This is a genomic window from Streptomyces sp. NPDC051217, from assembly GCF_044455465.1.
Classification (GTDB): Bacteria; Actinomycetota; Actinomycetes; order Streptomycetales; family Streptomycetaceae; genus Streptomyces.
This window is the reverse complement of record NZ_JBITEV010000023.1, coordinates 14134-28592: the sequence shown is the minus strand read 5'-3', so window position 1 is coordinate 28592 and position 14459 is coordinate 14134. Positions and strand designations below refer to the sequence as shown.

The 14459-nt window shown below is 69.9% G+C and carries 13 protein-coding genes; 7 read left to right on the top strand and 6 right to left on the bottom strand.

The window, feature by feature from the left end; translation table 11 throughout:
- Positions 1–323: 323 nt before the first annotated feature.
- The 4 genes from ACIBBB_RS34080 to ACIBBB_RS34065 all read right to left on the bottom strand — a co-directional run bounded on the left by ACIBBB_RS34080 (position 324) and on the right by ACIBBB_RS34065 (position 5235).
- A complete protein-coding gene (locus ACIBBB_RS34080) occupies positions 324–1613 on the bottom strand; it encodes a hypothetical protein (RefSeq protein WP_398988969.1) in 1290 nt (429 codons plus the stop codon).
- Positions 1613–2371, bottom strand: a complete 759-nt coding sequence (locus ACIBBB_RS34075) for an RNA polymerase sigma factor (protein ID WP_398988967.1) — start codon at positions 2369–2371, stop codon at positions 1613–1615. Before ACIBBB_RS34075 ends, ACIBBB_RS34080 begins: the two co-directional genes overlap by 1 nt.
- Positions 2372–2725: 354 nt before the next feature.
- Complete coding sequence (locus ACIBBB_RS34070) at positions 2726–3349, bottom strand: hypothetical protein (RefSeq protein ID WP_398988965.1); 624 nt, start codon at positions 3347–3349, stop codon at positions 2726–2728.
- Positions 3350–3594: 245 nt separating this feature from the next.
- The gene (locus tag ACIBBB_RS34065; protein WP_398988963.1) at positions 3595–5235 is read right to left on the bottom strand and encodes a family 20 glycosylhydrolase; all 1641 of its coding nucleotides are present in this window, start codon (positions 5233–5235) and stop codon (positions 3595–3597) included.
- Positions 5236–5365: 130 nt separating this feature from the next.
- Between ACIBBB_RS34065 and ACIBBB_RS34060 the strand changes: the two genes are divergently transcribed.
- From ACIBBB_RS34060 to ACIBBB_RS34035, 6 genes are all read left to right on the top strand, one after another.
- The gene (locus ACIBBB_RS34060; RefSeq protein WP_398988961.1) at positions 5366–6094 is read left to right on the top strand and encodes a 2-oxo-4-hydroxy-4-carboxy-5-ureidoimidazoline decarboxylase; all 729 of its coding nucleotides are present in this window, start codon (positions 5366–5368) and stop codon (positions 6092–6094) included.
- 169 nt (positions 6095–6263) lie between these two features.
- The gene (sdhC, locus tag ACIBBB_RS34055) at positions 6264–6644 is read left to right on the top strand and encodes a succinate dehydrogenase, cytochrome b556 subunit (protein ID WP_189107523.1); all 381 of its coding nucleotides are present in this window, start codon (positions 6264–6266) and stop codon (positions 6642–6644) included.
- A gap of 3 nt (positions 6645–6647) precedes the next feature.
- A complete protein-coding gene (locus ACIBBB_RS34050; RefSeq protein ID WP_398988959.1) occupies positions 6648–7139 on the top strand; it encodes a succinate dehydrogenase hydrophobic membrane anchor subunit in 492 nt (163 codons plus the stop codon).
- Between the two features lie 21 nt (positions 7140–7160).
- Entirely contained in the window at positions 7161–8915 is a 1755-nt protein-coding gene (gene sdhA / locus ACIBBB_RS34045; protein WP_398988957.1) for a succinate dehydrogenase flavoprotein subunit, read from the top strand.
- The gene (locus ACIBBB_RS34040; protein WP_398988954.1) at positions 8915–9694 is read left to right on the top strand and encodes a succinate dehydrogenase iron-sulfur subunit; all 780 of its coding nucleotides are present in this window, start codon (positions 8915–8917) and stop codon (positions 9692–9694) included. The genes sdhA and ACIBBB_RS34040 overlap by 1 nt, the downstream gene beginning before the upstream one ends.
- A gap of 126 nt (positions 9695–9820) precedes the next feature.
- Positions 9821–10345 (top strand): hypothetical protein, encoded by a 525-nt coding sequence (locus ACIBBB_RS34035; protein WP_398988953.1) that lies wholly within the window; start codon positions 9821–9823, stop codon positions 10343–10345.
- Here the strand turns inward: ACIBBB_RS34035 and ACIBBB_RS34030 are convergent.
- Entirely contained in the window at positions 10332–11090 is a 759-nt protein-coding gene (locus ACIBBB_RS34030) for a nucleotidyltransferase domain-containing protein (RefSeq protein WP_398988951.1), read from the bottom strand. The genes ACIBBB_RS34035 and ACIBBB_RS34030 overlap by 14 nt on opposite strands.
- An 86-nt stretch (positions 11091–11176) precedes the next feature.
- Between ACIBBB_RS34030 and ACIBBB_RS34025 the strand changes: the two genes are divergently transcribed.
- Positions 11177–11911 (top strand): TetR family transcriptional regulator, encoded by a 735-nt coding sequence (locus ACIBBB_RS34025; protein WP_398988949.1) that lies wholly within the window; start codon positions 11177–11179, stop codon positions 11909–11911.
- Here ACIBBB_RS34025 and ACIBBB_RS34020 read toward each other — a convergent pair.
- Positions 11871–14381, bottom strand: a complete 2511-nt coding sequence (locus ACIBBB_RS34020; RefSeq protein ID WP_398988946.1) for an MMPL family transporter — start codon at positions 14379–14381, stop codon at positions 11871–11873. The genes ACIBBB_RS34025 and ACIBBB_RS34020 overlap by 41 nt on opposite strands.
- Positions 14382–14459 lie beyond the last annotated feature (78 nt).

Below are 14459 nucleotides of genomic sequence, written 5' to 3'. Positions count from 1 at the left end.
CGGCCGGAGTGACCGGACCGGCCCGAAGCGGTGGGAGTTGAGAGGCGCGGGCGGGACCGGGGGAACGTATCCCGCCCGCGCCAATGTGCGTCGAGCCGAAGGTACGGGGGGAACCCCGGCTCAGACGCGGCCGATGACCAGTCGGCTCACTCTTTACTGCGTCACTGCGCGGAAAAACGTCACACCGGCGTCCCGGGCGCCGATCCTGGCCGAAAATCGAGGGCGGCGCGGGCGGTTCGGGTGGATGCGGGCGCGATGACCCGGAATAAGTTTCGGGAGCGGATGACGGGAACCGGCCACGTGCGCGGTCACCCTGCGCGTGGCTACGGGGTGGCTTGGTCCGTACCGGGATCCGAGCCCGCGTCGGAGTCCGTACCGGCGTCCGTACCCTCGTTGGGCGTCACCGGGAGCAGGGGAGGCAAGTCCGTTCCCTCGGGGTCCGGGTCCATCCCGATGGTCTCGCCGTAGTTGCCGCCCGGCCAGCCGGTCGACGGCTGTCCGGAATCACCGTCGGTACCGCCGCCGTCCGTGCCAGGACCGTCGGTGCCTCCGCCGGTGCCGCCACCGTCGGCTGGGCCGCCGTTCTGCGGCCCGTCACCACCGCCACTGCCACCGTCGTCGCCGTCGTCGCCACCGCCACTGCCACCGTCGTCGCCGTCGTCGCCACCGGTACTGCCGCCGTCGTCGCCGTGGCCGGGAGCGCCCTCGTAATGGCCGTCGCCGCCCGAGCCGCTGCTCAGCAACTCGTCACAGAACCGGGTGACACCCTCGGGCCCTTTGGCCACTTCCTCCAGCAGCTTCTTCTTTCCCGCGGCGATCGTGCCGTTCCGGTACTCGTGGCAGGCCTGGACGAGCTTGGCGTACCGCTTCTCGCCGTCTCCGCTCTTCCAGCCGTCGCCGGCCACCTGCCCCTTGTCGCCCTTGTCCTTGCCGCCCTTCGGGCCGCCATAGCCGGGCGTACCCGCCGTCGAGTGCGTGCCCGTGGCCCCGGGCACTACCGAGCCCGAGCCGTCGCTGCCCGACGACTCGCCCGGAAGGGGCGGCGGGCTGACGCCGGTGCTCGGCGATTCGGACACCAGGGCCTCCGGAGTCATGGCGCCCGAGACGGAATTCGCCGGCCTGGGCGAACTCTCACCGGCGGACGGCGCGTACAGATAACCCGCTCCGGCGGCCACCCCGCTGAGCGCGCACCCGGCCATGGCCGCGGCCAGACCCAGCCGGATCGGGCGTCCGAAGCTCGGCAGAGTTACCCGGCGCCGCTGCTCGGGTCCGAGGCGTACGGTCCCGATCCCATCGGCGTCGGCATCGGCGTCCGTGACCCGGTTCCGCGCAACGGTCCGTCCCGACGTCCCGACGGCCTGCCGGAACGCGGCCAGCGCGGCTTCCTCGCCCGGCAGTTCGCCCGAGCCCGCGGCGACACCGGCGCGCGCGTCCCCGCCCTCGCGGTCGCCCCCGCCCTCGCTCGGGCTCGCGACGCGCGCGGCTTCCGCCAGGACCCTGGCGAGCCGGTCGGCCTGCGCTTGGGCGTGTTCATCGGCGGTCTCGACCGGCCGGCCGCGCAGCAGAAGCTCCGCGACGCCGTGGTTGAGCCACGTCTCACGCTCGTGCGCCATCACATGTCCTTCTGCGTCCCCGGCGGCGAATGCGTCACACCGGCGGGCTCGGGAGCGTCCTGGTGACGGCCGCGCTGCGGCGGTACGGATCCGAGCTCCAGGCCGTTGACCGCACCACCGTGCGCGATGGCACCGTGTGGGGTGCGTTCGGCGGCGTCCGCCGAGGAGGAACGGTCGGATCCGTCGGGGCCGTCCAGCGGTTCCGGGCCGTCGGCGCCCAGCATCTCGGCCAGCCGCTTGAGCCCTCGGTGGGCCGCCGTCCGTACGGCGCCGGGCCGCTTGCCGAGTGTCCGGGCCGCGCTCTTCGCGTCGAGCCCGACCACGACGCGCAGCACGACGGCCTCCGCCTGGTCCTGCGGCAGTTGCGCGATCAGTGCCATGGTCGTGCCGGTGGACAGGGCCTCCATCGCCTCGTCGGCGGTGTCCGAATCGGCGGGCTTGCCTGCCAGTTCGGTCTCGTCGCTGCCGGCCGCCGGGCGCCTGCCGCGCATCCGTATGAGGTCGAGGGCGCGGTTACGGGCTATGCGCGCGGTCCAGCCGCGGAAGCGGTCGGCGTCGCCGCTGAAGCGTTCGAGGTCGCGGGCTATCTGGAGCCAGGCCTCAGAAGCCACGTCCTCGGCATCAGGCTCGCCGACGAGCGTTCGTATATAAGCCAACAACCGCGGGTGCACTGCGCGGTACACAGTCCGGAACGCAGTCTCGTCCCCGTCCTGTGCCGCGAGCACCGCGGCGGTGAGCTCCGCGTCGTCCCCCAGCACTCCACACAACCTGTCTTGAATCGCGGCTGGTCACTGCCGCGCGCCCCCACGCGCTCCTGCACGCTACGGCCTCTCGGATGCCCAAGTCCATATTTTGTACAACCGGCAACAACTAACTGACCGACCCCGGTGTGACAGAAAACGCTCTCCTGACGCTGACATGAGTACGGGGCCGCAGAGCGTCCCCGCCGGAAGACGACCGGGGCCTCTCCTGTGGGGGGTGGCGGCCCCGGTCGTCCTCTCCACCCCCCGCGTGCACAGCTGTGACCTGCCCGTTCGCTGATTCTCAGCAGACGTGGAGCGGCCCTGTGGCGCCTCTGACACCCGTGGCCGCGATGCCGTACGAGCCCGGGGTCAGCCCTGGGCCCTGGCCCGGCGCGACACGACGGCACGCAGCACCCGCTGGCCCTCGATCGAAAGGTCGAGCGCCTGGCGCAAGCCCGCCGCGCCCGCTGTTTCGGACAGGATCTCCAGGATCTGGATCTGCCGGCGCAGTTCACCGGAGACCAGCGGCCCGGCGGTGAACGGTCCGATGCCGGGCTTCCCTTCGTCGCCGTCGGCCACTCCCGTACGGCAGCGCTCGACCCAGTCGCTGTACGCGCCGCCCACGGCGGTGCCGGCCGCGCCGATGACCCGGTCGCCCACCACATCGAACTGCTGGTGGATCTCCAGCGCCACCACCGAGCAGCTGTCGGACCAGGCGCGCAGTGGTTCGGCCGACCACTCGGAGGGCGCGGCGGCGAGCATCTTCCGTACGAGGACGGCCGTTTCGTCGTTGATGACGGCCGCCTCCATGGTTTCCCTGGCCGCCGCGAGGCGCGGGGCCCAGGTCTCGGCGCCGTCCGCGATGCCCGACCAGAGCGGGCGCAGTACCTCGCCTTCGTCGGCGAGCAGCGGCAGGCAGCGGTCGAGGCAGGCGACCCCACTCGCGGCGAGCCCTCGCTCATCCGCCTGAACGATCAGTTCCACCAGGCTCATTCACGTCTCCCGTCGCGGGCAGAATACTGCTCATTAAAGCGCCCGGCGGCTGAAAAACGTCACTGATGGCTCAGAAAAACCGGTTCGGTTCGCGAGGAAGACCCACCCAACGACCGCTACGTCCTCAATCGCCGGACAGGCTGATTCAAGCCCGTCCGGCGACTGAGGACAGAACACAGCAAGCCCGTCCGGCGATTGAGGACAGAACACAGCGGGTTCGGCGATCAAGGACAGAACTCCGGCGCCTACCCGGCCACCTCGTTCGCCAGCGATCTGAACTGCGCCCAGGTGAGCCCCGGTTTGACCGGGTTCCACACCTTTTGCGAGAGCGCCGCCAGCGGCAGCCGGATCCCGTCCGCCACCTGGTCCTGTGTTTGGGCGGTCGCGATGTCGCCCCACACCGCGAACCGCGCGCCGAGGATCAGCTTCGAGTACCTCTCCGGCACCGGCGTCGTGCCGCGCAGCACGAACGGGGTCCACTGTTCGTAGATCCGCTGCCCGGTCGGGTACACGAAGTCGTTCGGCTGGCCTAGCACGTAGTAGAGGAACTCGTCGTTGAGGTTCACCACCGGCCGGCCCTCCCGCAGATAGTCCAGCGGGGGCCGCGCGCCGATCTCCTTGCCGGTCCAGTAGTCGACCTGGAGGTTCTGGTCGGCCTTGACGACACCGCCGGCGAAGAAGCCGTCGTTCCAGGCATGGACGTCCTTCTTCTGCGCCCGCACCACGGCCGCGCGGTCATTCATCCAACCGGTCGTCAGGTCCTGGACCTTGGCGTCGGCGCCGTACTTCTTCCGTGCGGCGGCGGCCAGTTGGGGAAAGGACGCCTCGGGGTTACGGACCACGAGCGCCTGGTACTCGTCGGCGCCGATGTGCCAGAACGGCCCGGGGAACAACGTGTCGTACTCACGCAGCAGTTCGTCCACGATCTTCGCGGCGGCGGGCTTCGAGATGTCGATGGCCCCGCGGGTGGGCTGCCCGTTGACGTTCCGGAGCTGGAGCTCGGGATGGGGTGCCATCACGGCGCCCAGATGCCCCGGTGAGTCGATCTCCGGGATGATGTTGATGTGCAGCCGCCCTGCGAGGGCGACGATCCCGCGGACCTCGGCCTTGGTGAGGTGCTGCTCCGACACGATCTCGGGATGGGTGTCCGACGCGATACGGAAGCCCTGGTCGTCGGAGAAGTGCAGGCCCAGCTGGTTCAGTTTGAGGTCGGCCATCTCGCGCAGCCGGTCCTCGATCCAGCCGGGTGTGTAGTACTTGCGCGCGATGTCCAGGTTGAGTCCGCGCTGCGGGCGGTCGGGCCGGTCCCGTACGACACCCTCCGGTATCCCTCCGTCCGCGCGTACCGACTGCTTGAGCGTGCGCGTCCCGTAGAAGACCCCGGCCTCATCGGGCCCGGCGATCCGGACGCGTCCGTCGCGTGCGGTGAGGGTGTACGACTCGGGGCCCGCCTGCTTGCCCGACTCCAGGGCCAGCTCGACGTCACCGGCCTTGGCCGCGACCGCGCCCCGGTAGTCGATCTTCAGCTCCGTGGCGAGGAGCTTTCCCTCGTCGGCCAGCTTCCCGCTGTTCTTCGCGATGACGACACCGCTGTCGCCGCCGGGCCGCCAGCCGGGCCCGCGGGCCGCCTCGTGCTGCCGTACGGAGGGCACGGTGCGCGGCGCCTTGGAGAGCGCGAAGCTGCGCGAGGGGTCGGGTGCGGCCGGGCGGGTGTCGGACCGTGCCGACGACGCCTCGCTGGTGGCGGCGGGCGCCGTTGCGGTGGTTCCCGCCGACGCGCCGCGGTCGGGCGGGGTGGCGTCGGGCCAGGCCACCACCGTGAGGGTGACGGCGGCCGCCACGACAGCGGCGCCGCCCACCAGAGTCCCTGGGGAGTTCCACCTCATCCGTGACCATCCCTAATAGAAGAAAGAGGAAGGAAGTAGGGCGAACGTCCCATGTCCGCGTCCGTCGCGCGAGCCGAAGCCGTCCCGTCCGGGTGAAATTCGCGCATCTGTCGGGCGCCCGCCACCGGCCATGGTTAGCGTTGCGAAACATCCGTCTCGCCCTTATCGGCCCTCACTTCCGTCACTACTCCTATCACCTCCTGTCACCCGTTCGGCCTGCGGCCTTTGCCGCCCGAGCTGTGACGCCGCGTCCGAGGAGCCCACGCTGTCCAGCGATTCCCACGCCGGTCTGGCGCGCTTCAACGCCGCCCCGGCCGACACCGTCGAGCACGCGCTGCTGGCCTGTTGCGGAAACCGCCGCTGGGCCCGCCGGCTCACCGACCATCGCCCTTATCCGACCGTCGACGCGCTCCTGGCCGCCGCCGACGAGGCGAGCTACGACCTGTCCCTGGCCGACCTCGCCGGAGCACTCGCCGACGAGACGTCGGCCGACCCGCACCACGGGGCGCCGCTCGCCGCCCGGACGGCGCTGCGGGCGGCGCACGCCGCGTACGAGAGCAGTTTCGGCCACGCGTTCGTCATCAGTCTCGACCACTACCGCCCCGAGGAACGCCTGAACCAGGTGCTGACCCGGATCCGCGAGCGGCTGGCCCACGACCCGGACGAGGAGCGCGCCGTCGCCGCCGACGAACTGCGCCGGCTCGCGCGCTCCAGGGTCGCGCGCCTGGTGGACCAGCCCCACCAGCCCGACCACCCCGACGGGCACCTGGCGGGCCGCCAACCGGAACCGCCCGCTCCCCGTGTTTCGCAGGAATCGAACGACTACGGCCGTCCGGATAGCCCGTCCGTGGCTGTTTGACTGCCTGTTTGATCACACGAGCGGGCCCCCGGGCAGTCGAGCCGACAAAGCGTCGCTACGATGGCCAGGGCCGGTGGACCGTACCCGGCCGGGCGCGACCGACACCACTGTGCTTCATCGAGTAGAAGATGGCGGCCGGCCCCGATCCCCGCTCCCGGAGGGCTTTTCCGTGCCGGCTGGAACGCTGTACCGCGGCCGGGAAGGAATGTGGTCATGGGTGGCTCATCGAGTCACCGGCGTCGCCATCTTCTTCTTCCTGTTCGTCCATGTACTGGACACCGCACTCGTCCGCGTCTCCCCCGAGGCCTACGACGACGTCGTAGCGACCTACAAGACGCCCATCGTCGGCGTGTTGGAGTACGGCCTCGTGGCCGCCGTCCTCTTCCACGCGCTCAACGGCCTGCGTGTCATCGCCGTGGACTTCTGGTCCAAGGGCGCGCGCTACCAGAAGCAGATGCTCTGGAGCGTCGTGGGAGTCTGGCTCGTCCTCATGCTGGGCGCCATCTACCCCGTACTCGGTCATGCCGCACGCGAACTCTGGGGGAGCTGACCGATGTCCGCAGACACCACCGCGAACGGCTCCACGGCCGCGATCAGTCCCGTCGAGGGCGTGAGCGTCTTCGACGTCGACCACCCGGCTCCGCTCATCGAGCCGCCACGCAAACGCACCGCGAAGACGCCGAAGGCGACGCGCGGCAACTTCGAGATGGCCGCCTGGCTGTTCATGCGCCTGTCCGGCGTCGTCCTGGTCGTCCTGGTCGTCGGCCATCTGCTCATCCAACTGGTGCTGGACGGCGGTGTGGCCAGGATCGGCTTCGCCTTCGTGGCCGGCCGCTGGGCGTCCCCGTGGTGGCAGACCTGGGATCTGCTGATGCTGTGGCTGGCGATGCTGCACGGCGGCAACGGCATGCGCACGATCATCAACGACTACGCGGAGCGTGCCAACACCCGCCTGTGGCTCAAGGGTCTGCTGTACACCGCCACGGTGTTCACCATCCTTCTGGGCACGCTGGTGATTTTCACCTTCGACCCGAACATCCGCTAAGGCCCGGGGCTGACGAGAGCAATGAAGATCCATAAGTACGACACCGTCATCGTCGGCGCCGGCGGCGCCGGTATGCGCGCGGCCATCGAGTCGACCAAGCGCAGCCGTACCGCCGTGCTGACGAAGCTGTATCCCACCAGGTCCCACACGGGCGCCGCGCAGGGCGGCATGGCCGCCGCGCTCGCCAACGTGGAGGAGGACAACTGGGAGTGGCACACCTTCGACACGATCAAGGGCGGCGACTACCTGGTCGACCAGGACGCCGCCGAGATCCTGGCGAAGGAGGCCATCGACGCGGTCCTGGACCTGGAGAAGATGGGTCTGCCGTTCAACAGGACGCCGGACGGCACCATCGACCAGCGCCGCTTCGGCGGCCACTCCCGTAACCACGGCGAGGCCCCGGTCCGCCGGTCCTGCTACGCGGCGGACCGCACCGGCCACATGATCCTCCAGACGCTCTACCAGAACTGTGTCAAGGAGGGCGTGGAGTTCTTCAACGAGTTCTACGTCCTGGACCAGTTGATCGTGGACATCGGCGGCGTCAAGACATCGGCGGGCGTGGTCGCGTACGAGCTGGCCACCGGTGAGATCCATGTCTTCCAGGCGAAGGCGGTCATCTACGCGTCCGGCGGCACCGGCAAGTTCTTCAAAGTGACGTCCAACGCGCACACGCTCACCGGCGACGGCCAGGCGGCCTGCTACCGGCGCGGACTGCCGCTGGAGGACATGGAGTTCTTCCAGTTCCACCCCACGGGCATCTGGCGCATGGGCATCCTCCTTACGGAGGGCGCCCGCGGTGAGGGCGGCATCCTCCGCAACAAGGACGGCGAGCGCTTCATGGAGAAGTACGCGCCCGTCATGAAGGACCTCGCCTCGCGTGACGTCGTCTCGCGGTCGATCTACACCGAGATCCGCGAGGGCCGCGGCTGCGGTCCCGAGGGCGACCACGTCTACCTCGACCTGACGCACCTGCCGCCGGAGCAGCTGGACGCCAAGCTCCCGGACATCACCGAGTTCGCCCGTACGTACCTGGGCATCGAGCCGTACACGGACCCGATCCCGATCCAGCCCACCGCGCACTACGCGATGGGCGGCATCCCGACCAACGTCCGGGGCGAGGTCCTGCGCGACAACACGACGGTCGTGCCCGGTCTGTACGCGGCAGGCGAGGTCGCGTGCGTGTCGGTGCACGGCGCCAACCGGCTGGGCACCAACTCGCTGCTCGACATCAACGTCTTCGGCAAGCGCTCCGGCATCGCCGCCGCCGAGTACGCGGCCAAGCACGACCACGTCGAACTCCCGGAGAGCCCGGCCGAGCTGGTCGAGGCGCAGGTCGAGCGGCTGCGCTCCTCGACCGGCAACGAGCGGGTGGCGGACATCCGCCGCGAGCTCCAGGAGACCATGGACGCGAACGTCATGGTCTTCCGCACCGAGCAGACGATCAAGACGGCCGTCGAGAAGATCGGCGAGCTGCGCGACCGCTATCTGCGCGTGTCCATCCAGGACAAGGGCCGGCGCTTCAACACGGATCTGCTGGAGGCCGTCGAGCTGGGCAATCTGCTCGACCTGGCCGAGGTGATGGCCGTGTCGGCGCTCGCCCGCAAGGAGTCGCGCGGCGGCCACTACCGCGAGGACTTCCCCAACCGGGACGACGTGAACTTCATGCGCCACACCATGGCGTACCGCGAGGTCGGCGACGACGGCACGGAGTCCATCCGTCTCGACTACAAGCCGGTCGTCCAGACCCGCTACCAGCCGATGGAGCGTAAGTACTGATGGCAACTCCCCTACTGGACAAGGTCGAGGCCGAGGCCGCGGCATCGCCGTACATCACGGTCACGCTGCGGATCCGCCGCTTCAACCCGGAGATCTCCGACGAGTCCCACTGGGAGGACTTCTCGATAGAGATCGACCCCAAGGAGCGCGTCCTCGACGCCCTCCACAAGATCAAGTGGGACGTCGACGGCTCGCTGACCTTCCGGCGCTCCTGCGCGCACGGGATCTGCGGCTCGGACGCGATGCGGATCAACGGCAAGAACCGTCTCGCGTGCAAGACGCTGATCAAGGACATCACGTCGTTCGACAAGAAGACCGGCGCGACGAAGCCGATCACGGTCGAGGCCCTCAAGGGCCTCACGGTCCTCAAGGACCTGGTCGTGGACATGGAGCCGTTCTTCCAGGCGTATCGCGACGTGATGCCCTTCCTGGTCACCACCGGGAACGAACCGACGCGTGAGCGGCTCCAGTCGGCGGAGGACCGCGAGCGGTTCGACGACACGACGAAGTGCATCCTGTGCGCCGCGTGCACGTCGTCGTGCCCGGTGTTCTGGAACGACGGGCAGTACTTCGGCCCGGCGGCCATCGTGAACGCGCACCGGTTCATCTTCGACTCGCGTGACGAGGCGGGCGAGCAGCGTCTTGAGATCCTCAACGACAAGGACGGCGTGTGGCGTTGCCGCACGACGTTCAACTGCACCGACGCCTGCCCGCGCGGTATCGAGGTCACCAAGGCGATCCAAGAAGTGAAGCGCGCGCTGATCACACGGCGCTTCTGAGCGCCCGGCGCCCGCCCGCGCGGTGAGGGCCCGTTTCCGTACAAAGCCGTAACGGCCAGTACGGTACGGGCCCTTTCTGTGCCAGGATTCAGTCAGACCAAGCGGAAACAGGGGAAGCGGGGAGACATGAGCCAGGCGAATCCGAACCCGAATCCGGACGGGGACGGGGCCTATGGATGGGGCCCCACCCAGCCGGGCTACGGCTATCCCAATCCGGCGCCGGGGTACGGCTATCCCGGTCAGGGCAGCCCGGGGTACGACCCGACGCTGGCGGCCGGCCAGCTCGTTCCCACGTCCTACGGCGGCACGCCGCTGGTGTCGATCGGGGACATCACCGTCATGAACGACGGCATCGTGACGCCGTCCGGCACGCTGCCGCTGCGCGGCGCGGTGTGGAACGCGACGGACATGTCGCGGACGGAGGAGAAGATCCCGACCCACGCCATCATCCTGGCGATCGTCTTCTTCATCTTCTGTCTGCTCGGTCTGCTCTTCCTCCTGATGAAGGAGAAGACGACCACCGGCTTCATCCAGGTCACGGTGACCAGCGGCGGCAAGCACCACTCGACGATGCTCCCCGCGACCGGTCCGGACAGCTTCCAGATCGTCATGGGGCAGATCAGCTACGCCCGTTCGCTCAGCTCGATGTAACGGTGGAGGGCGCGGCGCCGTCGGGCGCCGTGCCTTCGGGCGCGGTGCCTTCCGGCCAGACCGCCACCGCGCGGCGGCGGTAGCCGTTCCGCTCCGATTCCTCGACGGAGAAGGTGACGGCCTGACCCACCGTCGGCTCGGCATACTCCTCGCCGGCGACGGCCGAGAAGTGCGCCCACACGTCCTCCCGGAGGTTGGCGGCGTCCAGCACGCCCCAGCCCTCCTCCTCGTGCCACGCGCGCACCCGCCCGGCCAGCGGTACGCCGAAGCGGTGGTGCAGGGCCAGGACGTCCCGTTCGTCGTCCTCGTCGATCGCGTACCCGGTGTGCGAGGCGACCTGGTACTCCGCCGTGCAGCAGCCGACCCGGCGGCCCCTGACCCGGCCGCCGCCGGTCAGCGACCCCACCGGATAGGGCAGCCCGCCGGGCCCGTGCACCTTGACGCCCCGCTCGTCCGTCCGGGTGGCGCCCAGGTCCACCACGTGGACGTCGACCGTTCGGCCGGCGTCGTCCACCAGCACGTGGTTGTACGGCCCGTCCTCGCACAGCGGCCGGAAGCCGTGGTCGCGCATCGTCCGTTCGTGGTGGGCCAGGCTCTCGGCCCGTACGACGACGTCCAGGTCGTCGTGGGGACGGGTCTGCTCGCACAGGAGGGCGTCGACGCCCCAGCCGCCGTCGAGCCAGACCTCGACACCGGCCCGGTCGAGCAGGTCCAGGACGGCCAGCACATCCTCCGCACGCATCATGGGCCCGACTCTTCCCGAAGAGGCGGCGGACGGCATCATATTTCGACGGGTGGTGCGGCGTGCTCCACCGTTCAGGCCCGCTCGGCGTGAGGGAAGCGACGGGCCCCGAGGATCCGAAGGACAGAGACGACATCAAGGCCTCCCGGAGCGAGCAGACCCGCACACTCATCCTCGAAACAGCGCTGCGCCTCTTCGAGGAGAAGGGCTACGACCGGACGACCATGCGGTCCATCGCCGGGGAGGCCGGCGTCTCCGTCGGGAACGCGTACTACTACTTCTCCTCCAAAGAACATCTCGTCCAGGGCTTCTACGACCGAATAGCCGCCGAGCACGCGGCCGCCGTGAGGCCGGTCCTCGCGGACGAGACCGATCTGGCGGTCCGCCTGACGGGCGTCCTGCTGACCTGGCTGGACATCGCGGAGCCGTACCACCGCTTCGCCGCGCAGTTCTTCAAGAACGCCGCCGACCCCGACAGCCCGCTCAGCCCCTTCTCGCCGGACTCGGCCCCGGCCCGCGAGGCCGCCGTCGCCATCCACGAGCGGGTGCTCGCCGGCTCGTCGGCCCGGATCGACCCCCAACTGGCGGAGCAGTTGCCGCACCTGCTGTGGCTGATGCAGATGGGTCTGGTCCTGTACTGGGTGTACGACCGGACGGAGGACGCCGGGCGCAGCCGCAGGCTGGTGGTGCGTGCCACACCGGTGGTCGCCCGCGTGATAGCACTCTCCCGGTACCGGCTGTTGCGCCCTGTCGTACATCAACTCCACGAACTTCTGCTGGAGTTCATGCCGGGTGCGATGGTGACGCGGCCTCCGAAGGGCTGAGCGTCAGATCGTGGATCAGCGGCTCGCCGCCGACCAGGATGTGCCTGGTCCACGGTTCGTGGCCGTCGGAGGTCACGGCGAGCAGATACGAGCCGCCGGCCGGGGCGCTGAGAATGTACCCGCCGTCGGCGAGGGTCGCCACCCGGTCGAGCTGCTTGCCCGCGGGCGAGACCAAGGTCAGTACGGCGTCGGCGACGGGCGCGCCCTCCTGGTCGAGGACGAAGCCGTGTACGACAGTGGTGCCGCCGCCGGAGGCCGTTCCCTTGTCCGCGTGCGTGCCGGGGACCTGAGCCGTCGTCCGCGTGGCCGGCTCCGGGGGCTCCACGGCCAGGTGCGGCAGCCGCTCCTCCAGCCAGCCCGGCAGCCACCAGTTGGCCCTTCCGAGCAGGTGCATCGCCGCCGGGACCAGCGCCGTACGCAGGACGAACGCGTCCAGCGCGACGGCGGCGGCCAGTCCGACCCCCGCCACGGCCCCCTCGGTGTCGCCGCTCAGTACGAACGCTCCGAAGACGCAGATCATGATGAGCGCGGCGGAGTTGATGACGCGGCTGGTCTCGGCGAGCCCGACCCGTACGGCGCGGGCGTTGTCCTTGGTGTGCACCCACTCCTCGTGCATACGGCTGACGAGGAAGACCTGGTAGTCCATCGAGAGCCCGAAGAGCATCGACAGCATGATCACCGGCAGGAACGCGGTGATGGGGCCCTCCCTCCCGAAGCCGAGCAGTTCCGCCCCCCAGCCCCACTGGAAGATCGCGACCAGCACCCCGAAGGACGCGGCGGCGGCCACCAGGTTCATCACGGCGGCCGTGAGCGGCACCACGACGGAGCGGAAGGCGAGAAGCAGCAGCAGAAAGCCCAGGCCGATGATCGTGGCGATGAACAGGGGCATCCGGTCGGCGGTGACCGAGGAGAAGTCCTTGAACACGGCGGTCACTCCGCCGACATGGACCTCCATGCCGGAGCCGGGGATGACGTCGTCGCGCAGCCGGTCGATCAGCTGGTCCGTCCGCACGTCCTGCGGCGAGGTGGTGGGGACGACCTGGACGACCGTCACGGGGACCTTCGAGCCGGGCGGCGGAGGCATCGCGGCGGCCATCGCCACGCCGTCGTCGGCGGCGACCCGTTCGACCAGCGCGTCCACGGCCGCTTTCACGTCCGGGTCGCCGGGGGCGCCGAGTTCACCCGTCTCCACGACGAGCTGGAGCGGTCCGTTGAAGCCGGGGCCGAAGCCCTCGGCGAGCAGGTCGTACGCCTGCCGGGTCGTCCGGTCCTCGGGATGATTGCCCTGGTCGGTCGCGCCGAGCCGCAGCGACAGGACGGGGATCGCCAGCGCGGCCATCAGGACTGCCGCGACCGCCGCGACGGCCCTGGGGCGCTTCTGCACGGTGGCCGACCAGCGGGCCGCCGCGCCCTTCGCCTCGGCGGGCTCCGGTCCCTCGGCCGCGAGCCTGCGGCGCTGCCCGCGGCTCAGTACCCGCTCGCCGAGGAGTCCGAGCAGCGCGGGCAGCAGGGTGATCGCGGCCAGCACGCTCAGGACGACCGTCAACGACGTGGCGATGACGACGCCTTCGAGGAAACTCATCCGCGTCACCAGCATGCCGGCGAGCGCGACGCAGACGGTGCCGCCCGCGAAGAGCACCGCGCGGCCTGCCGTGTTGAGCGCCTGGACGGCCGATTCCTCGGGTGATCTGCCGCCGAGGAGTGCTCTGCGGTGCCGGGTGACGATGAACAGCGCGTAGTCGATACCGACGCCGAGACCGATCAACGAGCCGAGCAGCGAGGCCACTTCGGGCACGTCGACGGCATGGCTCAGCAGCAGCGTCGACATGAGTCCCGTACCGACTCCGAAGACCGCCACGGTGATCGGCAGCAGCATGGAGAAGAGCGAGCCGAAGGCGAGGAAGAGGACGACGCCCGCGGCGAGGATGCCGACCACCTCGGCGATGCCGGTGGGCGGTGCGGAGATGCGGGTGATCGCCTGCCCGCCGAGCTCCACCTGGAGTCCGGCACGCTCGGCGCTCCGCGCGGTGTCCACGACGTCCTGGACGAGCTCCTTCGGTACGGCGTCGGCCTGTTGGGCGAAGGTCACCTGCGCGTACGCCGTCCGCCCGTCCTCGCTGATCCGCGCGGCCCCGTCGGGGCCCGGACCGTACGGGCCGACGACGTCGCCGACGCCGGGCAGGGAGCCGATGCGGTCGAGTGCCGGTTCGAGCCGGTCGCGTACGGAACTGTCGCCGACGGCCCCCGAGTCGACACGCCACACCACGTTGACCGTGTCGCCCGCGCTCTCCGGGAAGACCTCGGCCATCCGGTCGTAAGCCCGGGAGGAGTCGGTGCCCGGGATGCCGAACATGTTGGCGTAACTGCCGCCCGCCGCGGTCCCGGCCGCCCCGAGACCGGCCAGCGCCGACACCCACAGCACCAGGACCAGGAGCTTGTGCCGGTAGCACCACCGTGCCCATGCCTCCACGATCTGTTCCTTCCGCTGATGATCGGCCGCTTCGGACAGACCCAGAATCGGGTGGAGGCACCGGCGGGGGCGGTGTCG

What these genes read in the sequence shown, in the direction of transcription:
- ACIBBB_RS34065 (WP_398988963.1), bottom strand. Translation starts at nt 5,235, where the DNA reads ATGAGGTGGAACTCCCCAGGGACTCTGGTGGGCGGCGCCGCTGTCGTG.
- sdhA (WP_398988957.1), top strand. Translation starts at nt 7,161, where the DNA reads ATGAAGATCCATAAGTACGACACCGTCATCGTCGGCGCCGGCGGCGCC.
- ACIBBB_RS34030 (WP_398988951.1), bottom strand. Translation starts at nt 11,090, where the DNA reads ATGATGCGTGCGGAGGATGTGCTGGCCGTCCTGGACCTGCTCGACCGG.
- ACIBBB_RS34050 (WP_398988959.1), top strand. Translation starts at nt 6,648, where the DNA reads ATGTCCGCAGACACCACCGCGAACGGCTCCACGGCCGCGATCAGTCCC.
- ACIBBB_RS34040 (WP_398988954.1), top strand. Translation starts at nt 8,915, where the DNA reads ATGGCAACTCCCCTACTGGACAAGGTCGAGGCCGAGGCCGCGGCATCG.
- ACIBBB_RS34035 (WP_398988953.1), top strand. Translation starts at nt 9,821, where the DNA reads ATGAGCCAGGCGAATCCGAACCCGAATCCGGACGGGGACGGGGCCTAT.
- ACIBBB_RS34080 (WP_398988969.1), bottom strand. Translation starts at nt 1,613, where the DNA reads ATGGCGCACGAGCGTGAGACGTGGCTCAACCACGGCGTCGCGGAGCTT.
- ACIBBB_RS34060 (WP_398988961.1), top strand. Translation starts at nt 5,366, where the DNA reads ATGGTTAGCGTTGCGAAACATCCGTCTCGCCCTTATCGGCCCTCACTT.
- ACIBBB_RS34070 (WP_398988965.1), bottom strand. Translation starts at nt 3,349, where the DNA reads ATGAGCCTGGTGGAACTGATCGTTCAGGCGGATGAGCGAGGGCTCGCC.